Annotated in this window: 18 protein-coding genes; 17 read left to right on the forward strand and 1 reads right to left on the reverse strand. The window is 30.3% G+C overall.

Annotated features, from left to right (window positions below; translation table 11 throughout):
* The first annotated feature begins 1 nt into the window (after position 1).
* From A7L45_RS04715 to A7L45_RS04740, 6 genes are all read left to right on the forward strand, one after another.
* A complete protein-coding gene (locus A7L45_RS04715; RefSeq protein ID WP_071611692.1) occupies positions 2 to 1,051 on the forward strand; it encodes an ABC transporter permease subunit in 1,050 nt (349 codons plus the stop codon).
* A gap of 36 nt (positions 1,052 to 1,087) precedes the next feature.
* Positions 1,088 to 1,978, forward strand: a complete 891-nt coding sequence (locus tag A7L45_RS04720) for an ABC transporter ATP-binding protein (protein ID WP_071611693.1) — start codon at positions 1,088 to 1,090, stop codon at positions 1,976 to 1,978.
* Positions 1,971 to 3,035 carry an ABC transporter permease subunit gene (locus A7L45_RS04725; RefSeq protein WP_071611694.1) on the forward strand — a complete coding sequence of 355 codons (1,065 nt, stop codon included), beginning with the start codon at positions 1,971 to 1,973 and terminating at the stop codon, positions 3,033 to 3,035. Before A7L45_RS04720 ends, A7L45_RS04725 begins: the two co-directional genes overlap by 8 nt.
* A 26-nt stretch (positions 3,036 to 3,061) precedes the next feature.
* Complete coding sequence (locus tag A7L45_RS04730) at positions 3,062 to 3,427, forward strand: hypothetical protein (RefSeq protein WP_071611695.1); 366 nt, start codon at positions 3,062 to 3,064, stop codon at positions 3,425 to 3,427.
* 232 nt (positions 3,428 to 3,659) lie between these two features.
* On the forward strand, positions 3,660 to 4,415 hold the full coding sequence (locus tag A7L45_RS04735; protein ID WP_071611696.1) for a DeoR/GlpR family DNA-binding transcription regulator: 756 nt from the start codon (positions 3,660 to 3,662) through the stop codon (positions 4,413 to 4,415).
* 19 nt (positions 4,416 to 4,434) lie between these two features.
* On the forward strand, positions 4,435 to 5,250 hold the full coding sequence (locus A7L45_RS04740) for a Cof-type HAD-IIB family hydrolase (protein WP_071611697.1): 816 nt from the start codon (positions 4,435 to 4,437) through the stop codon (positions 5,248 to 5,250).
* Between the two features lie 334 nt (positions 5,251 to 5,584).
* On the opposite strand, the gene A7L45_RS04745 is transcribed toward A7L45_RS04740, so the two are convergent.
* On the reverse strand, positions 5,585 to 7,018 hold the full coding sequence (locus A7L45_RS04745; protein WP_084647343.1) for a DDE-type integrase/transposase/recombinase: 1,434 nt from the start codon (positions 7,016 to 7,018) through the stop codon (positions 5,585 to 5,587).
* Positions 7,019 to 7,194: 176 nt separating this feature from the next.
* On the opposite strand from A7L45_RS04745, the gene A7L45_RS23705 reads away from it, so the two are divergent.
* The 11 genes from A7L45_RS23705 (at position 7,195) to A7L45_RS04800 (ending at position 18,984) form a co-directional block, all read left to right on the forward strand.
* Positions 7,195 to 8,310: a glycoside hydrolase family 32 protein gene (locus A7L45_RS23705; protein ID WP_071611698.1), complete on the forward strand. Its 1,116-nt coding sequence runs from the start codon at positions 7,195 to 7,197 to the stop codon at positions 8,308 to 8,310.
* Positions 8,311 to 8,375: 65 nt separating this feature from the next.
* Positions 8,376 to 10,199 carry a GH32 C-terminal domain-containing protein gene (locus tag A7L45_RS23710; protein WP_236900481.1) on the forward strand — a complete coding sequence of 608 codons (1,824 nt, stop codon included), beginning with the start codon at positions 8,376 to 8,378 and terminating at the stop codon, positions 10,197 to 10,199.
* A 273-nt stretch (positions 10,200 to 10,472) separates the two neighbouring features.
* Entirely contained in the window at positions 10,473 to 11,819 is a 1,347-nt protein-coding gene (locus A7L45_RS04760) for a sensor histidine kinase (RefSeq protein ID WP_071611700.1), read from the forward strand.
* Positions 11,812 to 12,483, forward strand: a complete 672-nt coding sequence (locus A7L45_RS04765; protein WP_071611701.1) for a response regulator transcription factor — start codon at positions 11,812 to 11,814, stop codon at positions 12,481 to 12,483. The genes A7L45_RS04760 and A7L45_RS04765 overlap by 8 nt, the downstream gene beginning before the upstream one ends.
* A complete protein-coding gene (locus A7L45_RS04770; protein ID WP_207647760.1) occupies positions 12,473 to 13,807 on the forward strand; it encodes an ABC transporter substrate-binding protein in 1,335 nt (444 codons plus the stop codon). The genes A7L45_RS04765 and A7L45_RS04770 overlap by 11 nt, the downstream gene beginning before the upstream one ends.
* Positions 13,808 to 13,828: 21 nt before the next feature.
* Positions 13,829 to 14,773, forward strand: coding sequence for a sugar ABC transporter substrate-binding protein (locus A7L45_RS04775; protein ID WP_071611702.1), 945 nt, complete (start codon positions 13,829 to 13,831; stop codon positions 14,771 to 14,773).
* A 356-nt stretch (positions 14,774 to 15,129) separates the two neighbouring features.
* A complete protein-coding gene (locus tag A7L45_RS04780) occupies positions 15,130 to 15,555 on the forward strand; it encodes a mannose/fructose/sorbose PTS transporter subunit IIA (protein WP_071611703.1) in 426 nt (141 codons plus the stop codon).
* A 22-nt stretch (positions 15,556 to 15,577) separates the two neighbouring features.
* A complete protein-coding gene (locus tag A7L45_RS04785) occupies positions 15,578 to 16,060 on the forward strand; it encodes a PTS sugar transporter subunit IIB (RefSeq protein ID WP_071611704.1) in 483 nt (160 codons plus the stop codon).
* A gap of 20 nt (positions 16,061 to 16,080) precedes the next feature.
* A complete protein-coding gene (locus tag A7L45_RS04790) occupies positions 16,081 to 16,848 on the forward strand; it encodes a PTS mannose/fructose/sorbose transporter subunit IIC (protein ID WP_071611705.1) in 768 nt (255 codons plus the stop codon).
* 122 nt (positions 16,849 to 16,970) lie between these two features.
* A complete protein-coding gene (gene manZ, locus A7L45_RS04795; RefSeq protein ID WP_236900482.1) occupies positions 16,971 to 17,756 on the forward strand; it encodes a PTS mannose transporter subunit IID in 786 nt (261 codons plus the stop codon).
* Between the two features lie 121 nt (positions 17,757 to 17,877).
* The gene (locus tag A7L45_RS04800) at positions 17,878 to 18,984 is read left to right on the forward strand and encodes a cysteine peptidase family C39 domain-containing protein (RefSeq protein WP_071611706.1); all 1,107 of its coding nucleotides are present in this window, start codon (positions 17,878 to 17,880) and stop codon (positions 18,982 to 18,984) included.
* The last annotated feature ends 149 nt before the right edge of the window (positions 18,985 to 19,133 follow it).

Raw genomic sequence — 19,133 nt, forward strand, 5'->3', positions numbered from 1 at the left:
AATGAATAAGGTTGTAAATAAGGCATTATTCTATAAGGAATGGATAAATGTACGGTGGGTAACTCTTTTAACCATCATTGTACTTTTGTTTTATAAAGTCTATGGTGTTATGACATTACTAAGTCAAATGCATATGAGAAACAATAGTGGGATTAGGACTGAACGGTGGTTTAATAATGGACTATATGGTGGGAGTAGTTATTATTTTGTAATGGTATTTGTTGTCATAATACTTGCTATAATTTTATTTACAGGAGAAAAAACTAGTGAAACAGAGGGGTTTATAGCTTCGATGCCGTTTACAAGGAAAGAAATAATTTTTAACAAATGGATTGTTGGAGCTCTAAGTTTATTAATAAGTTTTATAGTAACATATATATTCTTAAGTTTATTTTATGTTGCAAATATTAATGATCTTAATACAACATTAAATCCATACTCTGATTTAGTGAAATGGTTTTTTATGGACTCGGTTCAATACATTTGTATTTTTACTTTTATGATGCTGGCACAAACAGTTATGGGAAACATTATAGTTGCAGCGATAGTCGGTGGAATAATCCCCATATTACCATACTTTATAATAAGGGTAGTACGAATCTTAATTACACTACGCTATGGATTTATTCAATATATAGTTATAGGTTTTAATAAAATTGAAGGCTGGTTAAATATTTATAGTTATAATTTAACTAATCAGAATTGGGTCAATACTGAAAAAAATGCTATTTGGTTTTGTTATACAAACTATAAATTAAAGTTATTAGTACTTATTATATTAACTTGCTTGTTTTTGTACTTAGCATATGTATCTTTTAAAAAGGTAAATTTAGAATATAACTCAAGATTAATGGCCTTTGGAAACTTAGAACATTTGTTTATAGGGGTGGTTGCTATATGTTCGGGTTTTTTTGGTGGATACATTTTTGGTGTTAGGGGAATTCGAGGAATTGAAAGTCTAAATTCATTTTGGGTATGTTTCGTTGCGTTTGCTATTATAGGTTATTTTATATCCAAGCTTTTACTTAAGGTATTATCGTCAAGGAAATAATTGAAAATATTAGGAATATAAAATGGGGGGATTACATTGATAGATATAAAAAATATGAGTAAGAAGATAGATGATAAATACATTTTAAAAAATGTAGATTTGCATGTGAATAAAGGGAGCATATTTGGAATAATTGGTGAAAATGGTGCTGGAAAAACTACACTTATTAAATGCTTAACAGGTATTTACAGAGTTAATGAAGGTAGTATTTTAATAGATGGTGAAGAGGTTTTTGATAATAATAAAATAAAACAGAGGATAGGTTATGTATCCGATGAAAACCAATATTTCTCATCTTTTAAAGTAAAGGAACTCTTAGAATTTTATAAGAAGGCATACAATGATTTTTCCAAGGAGAGATTTGATGAGCTTAATGTAAAATTTAAAATCCCTTTAAATCGAAGAATACGTGAGCTTTCCAAAGGTATGAAGATGAGAACAGCTATCCTTTTAAACTTAAGTATAAAACCAGATATATTAATCCTTGACGAGCCAACATCTGGACTTGATCCTGTGATTAAAAAAGAATTAATGTCAATTATTGTGGATGAAGTCGCATCTAGAGATGTAACTGTATTTATTTCATCACATCATTTGGATCATATTGAGAGAATATGTGATAACATCGCAATAATTAAAGATGGCGCCATAAAACTTAAAAGTTCTATGGAAGACGCTAAAAACAGCATGAAAAAACTTCAAGTGATGTTTAAAGATGAAGTCAATATAAATGCGAAGTTATCTTCTATTAATGGAGTAATTAAGGTTGAAACTATAGGTAGGGTAAAGTATATAATTACTAAAAATTACAATAAAGATTTTGAGAAAAAACTTTATGACATGGGTGCTGAATTTATAGAAATAGTAGATATGGGCCTTGAGGATATGTTTATATATTTCGTAGAAGAGGAGGACAAAAATGAGTAAAATTTTAAATAAGGGACTTCTCTATAAGGAATGGATAAATGTAAGATGGGTAACTCTTTTAACCATTGTTGTACTTTTATTTTATAAAGCTTATGGTGTTATGACATTACTAAATCAAAATAAAATGTATATGAAATACAATGGTGTAATTAGGACTGACAAGTGGTTTAATGAGGGACTATATGGTGGGAGTAGTTATTATTTTGTAATGGTATTTGTTGTCATAATACTTGCTATAATTTTATTTATAGGCGAAAAAACAAGTGAAACTCAGGGATTTATAGCTTCTATGCCATTTACAAGGAAAGAAATAATGCTTAATAAATGGCTTGTTGGTGTGGTAAGTTTATTAATAAGTTTTGTAGTAACATATATACTTTTAAGTATATTTTATGTTACAAATATTAATGACCTTAATACAATATTAAATCCATATTCTGATATAGTTAAATGGTTTTTTATGGATACATTTCAGTACATTTGTATTTTTACTTTTATTATGCTAATGCAGGCAGTCATGGGAAATAGTATAGTGGCTGGCATGGTAGGTGGTATAATCTTAGGTGTACCAACACTTATATCAATGGTAGTACGGGAATTAGTCATAATATATTATCGAGATAGTCAATCCATTAGTATAATTTTAGATAAAATTTGTTACTGGATAAATATTTATAGTTATAATGTAGCCAAACAGAAGTCCTTTTATCCAAATCCAGCAGAAAATATTAATCAGGATTATTATCAAAACTTTTATTATAGTAATTATAATTTAAAGTTATTAGTGCTTTTAATGCTAACTTGTCTATTTTTGTTCTTAGCATACGTAGCCTATAAAAAGAGAAATATAGAATATAATTTAAGACTAATAGCATTTAAAAATTTAGAACCTGTCTTTATAGGGGGCGTTGCTATATGTTCTGGAATTTTGGTTATAGCCATTAAGGGAATTGGCAATCAAAGGTTAAGTGTATTTGGAATTTACTTTGTCATATTCATTATTATAGGATATTTTATATCTAAACTATTACTTAAGGGATTATCCTCAAGGAAATGAGTATTTAATTTAAGGAGTGGGTTAGATTGAAAAGAATACCATATATAACTGTATTAGGTTGCATAATTATTGCAATTTTAATATCTGCTTGTGGTGAAAAAAACATTAAAAATAATCTCATTATAGGAAATAGAAGTTCCGAAATTATTAGCAATATAGCAATTCAAAGAATTGGTAAAACTGAAATTAGGGGTAGTAATTTGAAGCAGAATCAGCATTGTTATTTTGATATGGGAGTGCAGAAAAATTGTATTTATAAAGTTGAATTTGAAGATAGAAATAACAAAAGTACTCTTAGCAATGAATTTACATGTGATTTTGATAAAGAAAAATTAGTAAATATAAATGTTCTAAAAGACAATGATGGAAAGTGGGAAGTTGTTTTAAATTAGAGGAGTTTAATTGTGAGCATATATAAGATTTGTTATACAATGTTGTTTTTATTAAAATAAATATTAAATTTAATTTTAAATGCCATAGTTGTGTTCACATAACTATGGCATTAATATTTGCAACTATTCAAAGTATTCTAGTATGTTAAAATATAAAATTTAAATACTTACATGTACTTAATATATTGACAAAATACTTATAAATACTTATAATTAATTAAGAGGTGATTATATGTATCAAGAAGAGAGGCTTGTAAAAATACTTGAATACTTAGATTATGCAAATAACCTATCTGTTCATGAAATTTGTAAGATGTTTACTATATCGAGGGATACAGCACGGCGAGATATAGTAAAACTTGTAGATAAAGGTACTGTAATTCGTACTCATGGAGGGATTACTCTTCCTGGTTTAATAGATACAATCCGAAATTACAGGCAACGACTTGAAGCTCATTCGGAAGAAAAAAAAGAAATAGCAAAAAGAGCTTTAATGTATATAAATAAAAATGAACATTATTTTTTCGATGTATCTACAACTGTAAGTTACCTAGCAAAAGGGCTAAACAAAGACGTTACGGTATTTACTCACTCTCTTGATAATATTGAGATACTTTCAGAAAACAAACAGGTTTCTGTTCATTGTATTGGTGGGTGTCTTAATAAAAACAATCGTTTTTTTTATGATATAGATTGTAAGAATTCTCTTTCTGGAATTCATTTTGATATCGCTTTTTTAGGTGCAGCTGCCATAACGGTTGATGGAATTTATTATGCCAACAATGAAGATGCTTTTATCAAACAAACCTCTGCACAACAATCCGATAAGGTGATTTTACTAGCTGATTTTCATAAATATGGAAAGACTACCTATTACAAAGGATTGGATTGGGATCAAATAGATATCATTATTTCTGATTGCATGCCACCACCTTTATATGTGGACATTATTAGAGAGCATAATATTGAGTTAGATATTATAGAATAAGGAGTGTGAAATATAATTTATGAATAAAGTTAAAATGATATGTTTAGACATTGATGGGACATTGCTTAATTCACAGCATAAGATTTCACAAAGAACAAATGATATAATCAGAATAGCTACGTGTGTAAAACAAATTCCAGTAATATTGGTGTCTGCAAGAATGCCAAAGGGAATATTGTTTTTGCAAAAGGAACTTAATATAAATGAACCAATTATTTGTTATAGTGGTGCTTTAGTTATAGACGCAAAAGCTAATATTTTATTAAATAAAGCTATAGCAACTCCAGATGCCCTGCTAGCATATAGTTTTGCTAAAGAATTGAATGTGCATATGAGTTTATATAAAGATGATGAATGGTATATTGAAAAGTTAGATGATTGGGCAAAACAAGAGAGTGAAATAACTAATATATCGCCAAACATTACGAGCTTTACTGATTTGTTTAATGGATGGGAATGTGAAAATTCAGGACCTAATAAAATTTTATGTATGGGAAAGCCTAATGATATAAAATTATTGGATGCAAAAATTAAAAATGCTCACTCAAACGATTTAAATGTATATCCTTCAAAGCCTACGTATCTAGAAATAATGCCAAATAATGTTTCAAAAACTTCAGCTATAGAGATTTTAATGAGAAAGTTTAATATACAAAAATCAGAGATAATGGCTGTAGGTGATAATTATAATGATATTGATATGATTGAATTTGCAGGTATTGGAGTTGCCATGGGGAATTCTCCAGACAAAGTTAAACAATATGCTGATTACGTAACTTTATCAAATGATAATGATGGTGTAGCCCAGGCTATAAAAAAATTCGTTCCATTTTAAAGAAATTATTATATATTTAAATATTAGAAAGTACCTAGTAATATTAGAAGGTAATTGAAAACGTTATTAAAGCTTGGGAACTAAATGATAGTGTTAACTAACTTATGAAAAAACACTAATTGGTAAAATTAGGGCATGTGCTTTCGATTATAACTGAAAATATACCTTATCGCAGAAAATATTAGTAAGAGTATCTTAAAGAATGTGTATTAATTAAGGATTTTGTTCCAGGTGAATAAAAAATTGCATCAAAAATATACCTGATCAGATTGTTCCTTTTTTACGGAACCCTGCCGGGTAAGAAAATTCAAACTATATTAAAAGGTAAATTCACTTATACAACCTGTTTTTCTACTATAAGTTGCTGTGAAAGTTCGATTAACTTTTGCCATTTTGCTGGCATAGTAGAAATGTTTTCAAGTTCAGGTATTGAGTTCAATGGCCCCCAATAAGCGTAGCTATGTGGGCGGAGAAAGTTGTAATATGCTACAAACAACGCCAAGTGCGTGTTGGAACCTTCTTCACTACCAAAGCCATTTGTAACCCTATAGGAAAATTTAAATGTTCTGTTAAGACGCTCTATTATTTGTTTAAGCCAACGATATTCGGTTGAAACAGGATCGGAGTTAGTAAGACCAATTACTTGGATTACATCGAAGTCCATGCCGTTAAGTTTAAACTGTTGCTCAGCGAGCTTATATGCAGTATAGCCATCAGCAACGAATTTAAGTGATTTTCCGGGAAACTCTTTGAACTTATCAAAAGCCATACGCATAGTTAAAATACAAGGGCCAGTATCACGACTAAAAGAGGCTTGGTATCCTAAAATTGATTTCTTGATGGCATCCATAACAAGCCAGATATATTGATGAACTCCTTTTACTTTAGTATAGGTTTCATCAGCAGCAAGATAATTAGTGGGCTTATAATCATAGTTGTCAACATATGGTTTGACAAAAGCGGCAGCTGCAATGGCGTATCTACTAACCATGACATGAGATATTTTCACCCCATGGATTTCCCAAAGAGCAAGTGCCGTACGGCGTGTAGATAGTCCTAAATTAACGTTATATGTTAGACAGAGTCCCATTACATGTGAAGAAAAATTTCTGAACTTGAGGCTAGTAGCACCTTTTGGCATTGAAGATAAATCTACATCAAAATAATTAGTGGTAAACTCACGGTAGATGTAATGTAGCTTAAATTTGTGTTTATCTTTCTTATATTCCTTAATGTCTTCCATTGAAAGATTTGCAAGAGATTGAAGGAAAAAGCTACATTTTTTATTAACGCATTTATGGATATAAAAATTTTTGCGGTCCTTCTTTTTACTTAGGGCATGTCCACAAAATGGACAAATGAGTTTTTCGGTTTTGAAATCATCCTTGTTTTTATTGAAATGCATATCACAAACTTTGCACCAAAGCTGCCCGCGGCCTCCGGCGTTATCGTAGATATAGGTGTGCGGAGCACCACATTGAGGGCATATAGTATCAGAGGATATAGGATGTTTACCGCGAGAATTGACAGGCTTTTTATCCTTGCCATTACTGCGTTTATACTCAGCTAAGAGTTGCCTGTAATCAAGCTTTTCAAAGGTTTTAATAATTGGCAATTTATCTACAGTAAGTTTTTTATATTTAGGACTTGTCATATCGTATTTCGGAACCTTTAATGGTATATTTTTAGCAATAAAAATAAGTAATTGTTTAATTTGAGAAAGTAATACTTGATTATAAGTAACTAACATTGATATAATTGGACTCACAATGACACCTTCTTTCGGGAATTTTTGTTGAGTTTAGATACAACAATTATACCAAACAGAGGGGGTCATTGTTTTTTTTGAGCTAAAAACAGCTACACTCCTTGCAACAGCAGGGTTTAAAATAAATAAAACAAAGATAGTGTTAACACTATCAACTAAATGGGGGGGGATATAAAATGAATAAGGGAAAAACAATAAAACTAGTAGTTGTTGTACTTATGATTATGACCACATTAATTATTTCTTCAATAAGAGTGTTAGCAGAGGAAAAAACGTCTACGTCAGATATTTTATGCAAATCATCAATAAGTAAAAAATACAGTTTGAGTAGTAATAAGGGCGTTAAAACCGATTATTTAGAAAATTATCGTGAACAGTATCATTATTCTCCCGCTAAGGCATGGGCAAATGACCCGAATGGAATGGTTTATTTTAAGGGGGAATATCATTTATTCTATCAATATAATCCAGATGATGTTATATGGGGACCAATGCATTGGGGACATGCAGTTAGTAAAGATTTGGTTCATTGGAAAGAACTACCGATTGCTTTGTATCCAGATAAAAGCGGAACAATTTACTCAGGATCAGCAGTTGTAGATAAAGATAATACTAGTGGTTTCTTTGATGGAATTAAAGGTGGAGGATTAGTTGCAATCTTTACTCAAGATTACCTAAATGATAAGGGTATAGAAAAACAAAAACAAAGTATTGCATACAGTAAAGATAATGGAAGAACATGGACTAAATATGAAGGAAACCCTGTTATTTCAACAGAAAATGATCCATTAAATAATGGAGCATTTAGGGATCCTAAGGTATTCTATCATAAAGAATCTGGAAAGTGGATGATGGTAGTCGCAGGTGGACCACTACGATTTTTCTCATCAACTGATTTAAAGCATTGGAAACCCGAGGGAACGCAACCAACAATTCAAACAGAATGTCCAGATTTATTTAAATTAGAAGTAGGAGATAGTGGTAAAAATAAATGGATATTAAGTGAAGGGGGAAGATATTATCGTGTTGGTGATTTTAAAGAGGTAGATGGTGTATGGAAATTTGTTCCTGATAATGATAAGCGTATTGTTATGAATTTTGCTAAAGATTCATATGCAGCTCAAACTTATTCTGGCACAGATAAAAATGGTACACCTGATGGAAGAAGAATTATGATTAACTGGATGAATAATTGGGATTACTGTAATAATATTGCTCCAATAACAAAAACATTTAATGGACAATTTACTTTGCAAAGCGAATTAAAACTAGTTAGAACGGAATCCGTTTAACTCAACAACCAATTAAAGAATATAAAAAATTACGTAAAGGTGTCAAGAACTTTGAAAATGTTACAATTTCTCAAGATAAGCCTAATATTCTGAATCATTTATCAGGAAGTCAATATGAAATTGTTGCAGAGTTTAAACCAGATGAAAAAACAACAGAGTTTGGATTTAAACTACGTGTTGGTGCAGGTCAAGAAACAATAGTTAAATATAATACGAAAACCCAAGAAGTAACAATTGATCGTTCAAAATCTGGAAAAGCACCAAGTAATTCAACTGCTTTCTTAGAATCATATAGTAGTAAGGTAAATAAAACAAAAGATGGTAAAATTCAATTGAATATCTTTGTAGATTCATCATCTGTAGAATTATATGGAAATAATGGGGAGGTATGTGGTGCAACTCAAATTTTCCCTAATCGTTCTAGTGAGGGAGTAGAAGTATACTCACTTGGAGGAAAAACAAAAGCTACAATTAAATATTACCCATTAAGTGGTATTTGGAATAATGATATTAAGGGAAAGAGCTCTGTTTTAGTATCATTAAGTGAAGAAGAACTAGAAAAGACTTTAGGCGATGAATTTTCTATTTATACAACTACGATTCCTACAAGAGCATCTCAAGGTGTTACATGGAAATTTTCAGATCCTGAGGTTTTAGAAATTGTAAGTCAAGATGAGACACAGACTACATTTAAAACAAAAAAAGTAGGAAGTACAACTTTAACTGCTACTTCTAAAGATGCAAAGGCAAAAAAAACAGCTGACTTAAATGTTTACGGTAAGGATACAAGTAATATTATTAAAGATTTAACTAATTTTAGAACTACTGGATCTTGGTATGTTAAGAAGGGGGCTTATGTAGGAAACAATGAAGGTGATGGATTCACAGTAGCAGAACAAACAAATTCTGATCAAAAATCAACGTATAATTTAGAGGCTGAAGCTAATCTTATAGACATAGGTAGTACTGCTGGGATTGTATTAGTATCACAAAATGAAGATCCTAAAAAAGGATCTATTATAGCAAATGTCAATAAAAATGGTAATTATAGGGTATTTGTGTTTACAGGAGAATTTGATGATAATGGTAATCCAAAAGTTAAGAATTTGATAGAAGGTACAGTTCTAAAAACAAAAGATAACAAGTATAATTTAAAATTAGAATTAAAAGGAAACCATATTAGTTATTGGATTAATGGTGAATTAGTATGTGATACTAATCAAGATTATTATAAAAAAGGACGCTTTGGATTAAATGTATTTGGTGGAACAACAGAATTTAAAAATGTAAGGTTTAACAGTACTACATCAATTGATTATACAAATGTTGAAGGTTCAGGTTTAACTTTTGACCAAACGCCAGGAAATTTACATGCGGCTAATGATAGTTATGTAGTGAATAATGGTAAACAAAAGACTGGTGTGGCAATTTCAGATCAACAAATAGACATTAACAAAAATATATATACTTTAGAAATAGATTCTAAAGTTTTAGGAGATTGGCATGCTGATAATCCAGCAAATGGTGATACTGTGGGAATTGTATTATTCTCTCAAAGTGATAATCTATTTAGAGATGGTGGGATTGTGGCTAATGTTAATAAATGGGGTTCATATAGCTTGATTGCACATGTGAAAGACGAGAATGGTAATCTTAAAGAGGTTAACCTTGCAGGCGGTAAGGTTTATGAAGCGCAATATAATAAATATAAGTTAAAAGTAAAATTAGAAGGAAACCGAATTAGTTTCTGGATAAATGGAGAATTAGTGTGTGATAATATACAACAAAATTATTATCACACAGGAAAGCTTGGATTAATTGTATGGAATGGACCTTCAGAATTTAAAAATATAATTATTACTAGTGATCAGGTTACTCTATTAAAATAGTCTAGATGGAGTAAAACAGTATGTTAATGAGATTATTTTTTTTAATGGTTAAATACTTAAAGGCCACCTAATAATTTTTATTAGGTGTTTTTTTGTATTAGAAAGAAAATTTAGAAATTTAGGTTATATGCAGTTATTCTTTGTGGAAATAACTAATATAAGGTGTTACAATAAAAGTGTAACATTGTAAATCGAGGTATAATATTGAAAAATTATAAAAGCTGCATTAGAAGACTTAATAAAAGGATAAACAATTGTTACGGGGGTAAAATCATGGTAAAACTGGATGGGAAAACGTGGAAAAATACAGCTATAACTAGGATTACATTGTTTGTTATAAATTTTTTAATGATTGTATTCATGTCTATAATTAGTTCTAATACAATAGGGCTTATATGTGAAAATAGTATAGCAAGGGAATTTATTGAAAAAATCAAATCGGTTCCTACAGTTGCTTGGAAGATGCCTGTATTTACTATGTTGCTTTTATTTATGCTTACTTTAGGTGTCATAGTCAGAGAAATGTTTTTTATGGAGAACCAGTTTGTGCTTTATATTTTTTGTATTTATGATATTTTATTATGTATTTTAATAATGGGTTACCTTAATATGGACTATAAAGGAATATTATTTATAGCAATAGCTAATATAGTTATTTATATTGATGGTAAAAAAAGAAAAAGCGTGTTCATTTTAGCTATAATTATTATTTATATAACACTTGATTATAATATTTTGTCCATTAAAGTTAATATATTTAATATAAATGATTATGCGGAGTACTATACATCATTGCAAAGAATTTATTATTATAGTATTAAAAACATACTTAATTCTACGAATGATATTATTTTTATATTGTTTATGATTCAAGTTATACAAAGTGAGAGGGATGAAAATGAGAAAATTTCTGAGTTATATGGCGAATTGTATAAATCATCTGAAGAATTAAAAGTTATAAATATCCAATTACAAGATTATGCTAGGAAATCTCAAGAAACAGCTAAAATTAAAGAAAGAAATAGGCTAGCAAGAGAAATTCATGACACTATTGGACATACACTTACTGGTATAGCAATTGGTTTAGAAGCATGTATAGAATTATCAGAATTCAATATTAGTAAGATGAAGATTCAGATGTTAAAAATATCAGAGCTTGCAAGAAAAGGGCTTTTAGATGTTAGAAGATCTATGAATGAGCTAAGACCGGATGCACTTGAAAGATTTTCGCTGATTGAGGCAATTTCAAAGTTGTCTGAAGATATAAATGAGTGTACAAATACTAAAGTAAAGATTCAAATTACAGGACAAGCTCCCAAAATGGGTGCAGATGAAGAAGAAACCGTTTATAGAATAGTTCAAGAGGGTATAACAAATGCAGTCAGGCATGGAGAGGCAAATGAAATTATTGTGGTTTTAAAATTTGAAGAAAATAAGTTGCAAGTTAAAATAATGGATGATGGAATAGGAGTTGGTGAAATTAAAGAAGGGTTCGGATTAAGGCATGTTGAGGAAAGGGTAGAAATGCTTGGGGGAAAAGTTAATTTTTGGGGAGCCCCATCGGAGGGATTCATTATTTCTGCTTACTTGCCTATAAGGAGGAAAATTAAAAATGATTAAAATATTAATTGCAGAAGACCAAAATATTATTAGCCAAAGTCTAGAGATAATCCTTGGTAATAAGCCTGATTTAAAAGTAGTTGGTGTGGCAGAAGATGGCGAAAAAGCTGTTAGATTGGCCCAAAAACTAATCCCAGACATTATCTTAATGGATATACGTATGCCTGGAATAGATGGAGTAAAATGTATAAAGATTATCAAAGAAATATTACCACAAATCAAGATTATAGTACTTACAACCTTTGATGATAATGAGTATGTGTTTAATGCTTTAAAATATGGGGCAAGCGGCTACCTATTAAAGGGTCTATCTTCTATAGAATTGGTGGGGGCTATTAGAACTGTATTTAATGGAGGGGCTCTTATAAACCCTAATATTGCAATGAAGGTAGTTGAATTTTTCCATGAGGCCGATAAGGTGGATTATAAAATTGATGTAGATGAGTTTGAATTTAATAATTTAAATAAGAATGAGTTAAAAATAATGAAATTAATAGGGAGGGGTATGTCAAACAAGGAAATAGCTTTTGAAACTAATTTTAGTGAGGGTACTGTGAGAAACTATATAAGTAATATTTTAAGTAAACTAAACTTAAGAGATAGGACTCAAATAGCCATATTTGCAATTCAATCTAGACTGGAGCTGAAAAAGATTGAAAATTAGAATAGCAAAAGTAACTCATAGGAAGATTATTATATTTCTGAGTGTAATTATAGCAATAATAACGTCTATTTATTTTACTTATTATAAATATACAAATAAAACGGTAGTATTAGAGTTTGGTACATTTGTTGGAAGTATGTATGATGTACCTGAGTGGCAATCTTACAAAGCTTTAGATGAAGCAATACATAAGTTTGAAAAGGCGAATCCTCATATAAAGGTTAAATATAAAAGTGGTATTTTAAAAACTGATTACTCAGAGCAATTATCTCAAAGAATATTAAAAGGAACTGAACCCGATTTGTTTTGTGTTTTACCTGGTGATTTTAATACTTTTGCATCTATTGGAGAATTGACGAATCTTAATAATTTAATCAAAAATGATAAAACTTTAGATTTATCTAAGCAATATGGAACTGCAGTAAAGTCTGGAAAATATCGAGGTTCTCAATATGCCATTGCAAAGGAAGTTGATCCTGAATTAATGTTTGTAAATAAAACTTTGTTAAAAAAGCAAGGAATAAAGTTACCGAGCGAAGATTGGACCTGGGATGATTTTTACAAAATATGTGACGAAGTAACTATAGATAAAAATAAAGATGGTAAGATAGATCAGTTTGGAACTGTAGGATTTGACTGGAAACAAGCTGTTTATACTAATGGTCAGAAGCTTTTTGATGAAAATGGAAATAAAGCAATATTTGATAATAAGGGTGTTAGTGAGGCAATAAAATTTATTATAAAGCTTAACAAGCTAAATCAAAATTATATAGTTAGTCTAAAAGATTTTGATGATGGTAACGTTGCCTTTAAGCCTTTTCCATTTTCAACATATAGAGCATATAACGTATACCCATATAAGGTAATAAAATATGGACAATTTGAATGGGAATGCATAAAATTACCTAAAGGACCTGAGGGCGAAAATACTGGACAGCTTAATAGTTTACTTATGGGAATAGGTTCAAGAACAAAACATGAAAAAGAATCATGGGAATTTTTGAAATTTTTAACTAATGATAAAGATGTTCAACTGGATGTATTTAAATATTCTCATGGGATGCCCGTTTTAAAAGACGTAGTGGAATCAAAGGAAACTGACAAAGAACTCTCTAAGTATAATTCAAAAGGAAAAAATTTTATTGATAAGAAGGTTTTAAGTGAAGTAGTAGAACAATCTATTGTAACTCCAAGTTTTCATAAATATGAGGCAAGTATGGATATTGCTGATAAGGATATATTTCAATTAATTAATAGTGGAGGAGACGTACAAGATACATTAAGAAAGCTGAACTATAAATTAAATACATATCTTAAACCTTAGACAAATATTAGGAGGAAGTAAATGTCTAAAAAAATTATTGCAATAGTCTTAATAATTTTCATGATTTTGTTTTTGGGTGTACTCAGCGTATTTATGAGCTTTAATAAAGATTTTCCTTTTGGAGAAAAAAAATTAAAATTTGGTGCAACCTATATGAATATGAATAATGCATATTGTGTTAAACTTAATGAGGGTATAAAAAAGGTTGTTGAGGCTCAGAATGGAAAACTCATTTCACTTGATGCGCAGCTTGAAGTTTCAAAACAAATATCTCAAGTTGATGATCTTATAGCTCAAAAGGTGGATGTTATATTTTTAAATACTGTAGATTGGAAAGGAATAAAGCCAGCATTAATAGCTGCAAAAAAAGCTAAAATACCTGTTATAGTTATTGATTCTCCTGTTTTTGATGATAATTTAGTTGATTGTACGGTGACTTCTGAAAATTATAATGCAGGAGTCTTATGCGCGAAAGATTTAGTAGCAAGATTAAAGGGAAAAGGAAATGTTGTCATTATTGAACATCCGACTGCAAAATCAGGTATTCAGAGAATTCAAGGCTTTGAGGATATAATAAAGAAATATAGTGGGATTAAGATTGTCACTAGGAAGACTTCAAATGGTCAGTTAGAACTTGCTATGGAAGTAATGGGTAGTATAATTCAAACCAATAAACACATAGATGCTGTTATGTGTCTTAATGATCCAACCGCATTAGGTGTTATTGCAGCCTTTGAAAACAATAAAATAAATAATAAAGCATATATTTATGGAATTGATGGATCTGATGATGCAATAGCGATGATTGAAAAAGGTAAACTTACAGCAACTGTTGAGCAGTCTCCAGATATGATTGGAAGGATTGCTGCAGATACTGCTTTAAAAAAGTTAAAAGGAATAAAGATTGAAAAATATATAAATGTACCTGTAAAACTAATTAACAAGTCAAATTTGGTGTATCCATAAAGCTATGGGTACATTTTTTTATGAGATTTTATTAGCAAAATAATAATCTGATTTAGAAATCATATAGCCCAGATAGCCTAAATGATAAATGTAACAACTTAGGTGACAATTGTCATAATTTGAATGACAAAATGTAGGTGAAGTGAATGTAAAATTAGTTCATAATATATTTAAGACATAAATCATTCACCCTTAGCTGATAACGTTATCATGCATGGAGGAAGTAACTTAAGTAATTAATAAAAAACAATTCTTATTGGAACAAAATGTGATTTAAACAATACTATTGTGGAGGGGTGATTGCTCTAGTAATAAGTGTTAAGTAAAAAATTGTATTAGGAAATGGAGGAGTTAACATGGTGGCTATTATTGTTGGAACGCACGGAAGTTTTTCAAAACAAATATTGAGATCAGCTGAAATGATATTTGGCATGCAAGAAAACGTTTCATCAGTTACTTTTGAGACAGGTGAAGGGCTTGACGATCTTGTAGAAAAGTATAAAAATGAATCAGAAAAATTAGATTGTAAAGATGGAGTACTTTTTTTAGTGGATTTGTTTGGAGGAAGTCCATTTAATGCAGCAAGTAGAATAGTAACAGAAAACGATAACATGGATGTTCTTACTGGTATTAACTTACCAATGCTACTTGAAATTTATGGATCTAGAGGATTTTCTAATCTTGAAGAGCTAGTGAGTATAGGTAAAAGAGCAGGAGCTGAAGGAATAAAATCATTAAGAGAAGTTTTTTCAGAGACAGAGGATGATGAAGAGCTATTATAATATTTAACAGGAGGAATTAAAAATGGAAATAAACTTTGTGAGGATAGATGACAGATTAATACATGGCCAAGTTGCAAGTATATGGGTAAAAGAAACAAGGTGTAATAAAATATTTGTGTGTAGTGATGAGGTTGCTGAAGACAAATTGAGAAAAACATTACTTTTAAAAGTTGCACCTCCAGGAGTAAAAGCTTATGTATTACCTATTGATAAGGTACTAGAGGTTTACAAAAATCCAAAATATGATTCTTTTAAAGCACTAATATTATGTGTAAAGCCTGGAGATGTTTTAAGACTTATTGAAGGTGGTATGGTTATGAAATCAGTAAATCTTGGAGGAATGTGTTTTAAAACTGGAAGAACACAGATAAGCGGTGCAGTTTCTCTTGGACCTGAAGATATTGATGCCCTAAATAAAATACATGAATTGGGAATTGAACTTGAACTAAGAAAAATTGCAAGTGATTCGAAAATTGATGTAATGAGTAAAATAAAGGATTTATAAATTTAAAAGGAGGGTTATTTATGACTACTATTCAATTTATTTTAGTACTTGTTGTCGCTATGATAACAGGCATGGGAAGTGTGCTTGACAGTATGCAAACACACAGACCGATTATAGCATGTACTTTAATTGGTCTTGTCTTAGGGGATTTACAAAAAGGAATTATTTTAGGTGGTACATTAGAACTTTTAGCTCTAGGTTGGATGAACGTTGGAGCGGCTATGGGACCAGATAGTGCACTTGCTAGTGTTATTGCAACTATTTTGGTAATAACAGGTAATCAGCCAATTGGTACAGGTATAGCAATTGCAATTCCAATCGCAGCAGCTGGGCAAGTTTTAACGATATTTGTTAGAACTATAACAATATTTTTTCAACATCGTTGTGATAAATATGCTGAAGACGGTAATTTTAGAGCTATAGAAATCGCTCATTTTGGAGCATTGATATTGCAAGGTCTTCGTATTGCAATCCCAGCGGCGCTAGTAGCAGCTGTAGCTGGTACTAGCGGAGTTACTGCAATGCTTGCAGCAATACCTCTACCTATAACAAGAGGATTACAAATTGCTGGTGGAATGATCGTTGTTGTTGGTTATGCTATGGTAATTAACATGATGGAAGCAAAATACTTAATGCCATTCTTCTTAGTTGGTTTTTCAATTGCAGCATTTACGTCATTTACACTTGTTGGATTCGGAATACTTGCTGTTTCAGTAGCTATATTCTATATCCAATTAAATCCAAAATATAGTCAAGTTCAAGTTTATGATGAATTAGATGATTTGTAAAAGGGGGAGATAATATGAGCGAAAGTAATTTAACTAAAAATAACATTGGGAATGACAAAACATTGAAAGCGAAGGAAATATCTAAGGGCGAAAATAGATTAACCAAAGGTGATTTAAAAAGCATGTTTTGGCGTTCATGGTTTATATTAGGATCATTTAACTTTGAAAGAAATCAAAGTATGGGTTTTTGTGTAAGTATGATTCCGGCTATAAAGAGATTTTATACAACTAAAGAAGATCAATCAGCAGCACTAAAAAGACATTTAGAATTTTTTAATACTACTCCATATATGGCTGCACCTATCATGGGTGTTACAGCAGCTATGGAACAAGAAAGAGCTATTGGAGCACCAATTGATGACGCAGCTATTAGTGGTGTAAAGATTGGACTTATAGGACCACTTGCAGGTGTAGGCGATCCTGTATTTTGGGGAACATTAAGACCGCTTTTCGCAGCATTAGGTGCATCAGTTGCACTTACTGGAAGCATTCTAGGACCATTGCTTTTCTTTATACCATTTAATATTTGTAGAATACTTACATTATGGTTTGGACTTAAATTTGGATATGAAAAAGGGACAGCGATTGTATCAGAAGCATCTGGTAACACGTTGCAGAAAATAACTGAAGGTGCTTCAATAGCAGGACTATTTATAATGGGAGCACTAGTTTGTAAATGGACTAATATTAATGTACCATTAGTAGTCTCAAAAATTAAAGGTGCTGATGGTAAAATGGTTGTTACTACAGTTCAAACTATTTTGGATTCTTTAATTCCAGGATTACTTCCATTATTATTAACTTTTGGTTGCATGAAATTATTAAAGAAAAAAGTTAATCCTATGACAATAATATTTGGAATGTTTGCTGTGGGTATATTAGGTTATATGGGTGGATTCTTAAAATAATTTGAGCTACTAATAAAAACTGAGAAGCCATTTAATGATTTTATAATATAAGTTAAGGCTATTTCTTAAGCGAGGGATAGTCTTAACTTATATATTTTAATCTGTAAAGGAGATGTAAACTATGATCGTTAATATTGTATCGATTATTGTAGTAGTAATAGCACTAATTATATATTTATTTTTCATAATTTTTAACTTTTATCAACAAAAATATTATCATCAGGCCTATAGTCCTAAATCAATAAGACCAGGTGAAATACTAAAATATCCTGAAAAATATAATATAGACGGGTTTGTTAGCGTATCAAGTCAAAAACAATATCAAGAGGCTGCTGCACTTAAAATGATAAATGACAAAAATAATACAAATCAAAATATATCCATAAATAATATTAACTTTCTTATGGGTTATACATATGGAGCTAGTTTTAATAAGCTAAATAAAAACTTTGTACCATTTCTAGAGCCCATTTCATGTGTAAAAATTTCTGCACCATTTTTGGGATTGAATATGGATTATCGTACATCAAACAGTCCTAAATTATTTGTAGATGCAGTAAAGTATTACATTTCAAAGGGATATCCTGTATTAGCACAAGTGGATATGGCTACTCTTTTGGGGAGAAGAGGTTTCTATTCAATAAGTGAACTTATAGTAGGTTATAATAAGAGTGGGTTTTATTATTATGAAACTCTTGGAATTAATAACGAAAAGAAGAAGTATATTTCAAACAAACAATTAATTGCTGCCGCTAATAAATTGAATACAAAGTTTAAAAAACCATGGAAATATGGGTTTTGTATTTTTAAGGCTAGTGAAGAAAAGGAAGAGATTAAAAATGCAATTAAAATTAATGGAAAAAATCTTATTGGAGAAACAAGTGATAGGACTGCTTCAGGAGCACAAGCAATAGCAGCATTTGCAAAGCATATTAAAGAAACAAAAACATTTGACAGTGGATGGGTAATTGAAGCTTTAGAATATTCAAGAAGAGATAACGCTGAATTCTTTGAAGAATTTTTTAAAGATAATTTTGATTTAAGCAAAGTAGCTAATTTGTTTAGAGTAGTAAGTGATAATTATAATAAAGTTTTAAAAATTATTAAAGTAACCATGAACGACGAAAACATAGAGAAAGTAAGCGACCTTTTATTTGAAAATTCACAAATAGAAGAACAAATCGGAAAACTATTAGAAAAAGCTTCTTACGAGGTTATGTCTAATTAATAAATCAAAAATGGTGTACCCATAAAGTTATGGGTACACCATTTTTTATTTTATAAGGGTTTGTTTTAAAATTGTGATAAACCTAGTCAAGAATATACCATAGTGAACGATATAATAAGAAAGTGCTATAATAATAAATCTAAAAGATC

This window comes from Clostridium estertheticum subsp. estertheticum, assembly GCF_001877035.1.
Lineage (GTDB): Bacteria > Bacillota > Clostridia > Clostridiales > Clostridiaceae > Clostridium_AD > Clostridium_AD estertheticum.

Coding starts and splice junctions, on each gene's coding strand:
- A7L45_RS04725 (WP_071611694.1), top strand. CDS start 1,971: ATGAGTAAAATTTTAAATAAGGGACTTCTCTATAAGGAATGGATAAAT.
- A7L45_RS04800 (WP_071611706.1), top strand. CDS start 17,878: ATGATCGTTAATATTGTATCGATTATTGTAGTAGTAATAGCACTAATT.
- A7L45_RS04740 (WP_071611697.1), top strand. CDS start 4,435: ATGAATAAAGTTAAAATGATATGTTTAGACATTGATGGGACATTGCTT.
- A7L45_RS04765 (WP_071611701.1), top strand. CDS start 11,812: ATGATTAAAATATTAATTGCAGAAGACCAAAATATTATTAGCCAAAGT.
- A7L45_RS04715 (WP_071611692.1), top strand. CDS start 2: ATGAATAAGGTTGTAAATAAGGCATTATTCTATAAGGAATGGATAAAT.
- A7L45_RS04785 (WP_071611704.1), top strand. CDS start 15,578: ATGGAAATAAACTTTGTGAGGATAGATGACAGATTAATACATGGCCAA.
- manZ (WP_236900482.1), top strand. CDS start 16,971: ATGTTTTGGCGTTCATGGTTTATATTAGGATCATTTAACTTTGAAAGA.
- A7L45_RS04760 (WP_071611700.1), top strand. CDS start 10,473: ATGGTAAAACTGGATGGGAAAACGTGGAAAAATACAGCTATAACTAGG.
- A7L45_RS23705 (WP_071611698.1), top strand. CDS start 7,195: ATGAATAAGGGAAAAACAATAAAACTAGTAGTTGTTGTACTTATGATT.
- A7L45_RS04775 (WP_071611702.1), top strand. CDS start 13,829: ATGTCTAAAAAAATTATTGCAATAGTCTTAATAATTTTCATGATTTTG.
- A7L45_RS04790 (WP_071611705.1), top strand. CDS start 16,081: ATGACTACTATTCAATTTATTTTAGTACTTGTTGTCGCTATGATAACA.
- A7L45_RS04735 (WP_071611696.1), top strand. CDS start 3,660: ATGTATCAAGAAGAGAGGCTTGTAAAAATACTTGAATACTTAGATTAT.
- A7L45_RS04780 (WP_071611703.1), top strand. CDS start 15,130: ATGGTGGCTATTATTGTTGGAACGCACGGAAGTTTTTCAAAACAAATA.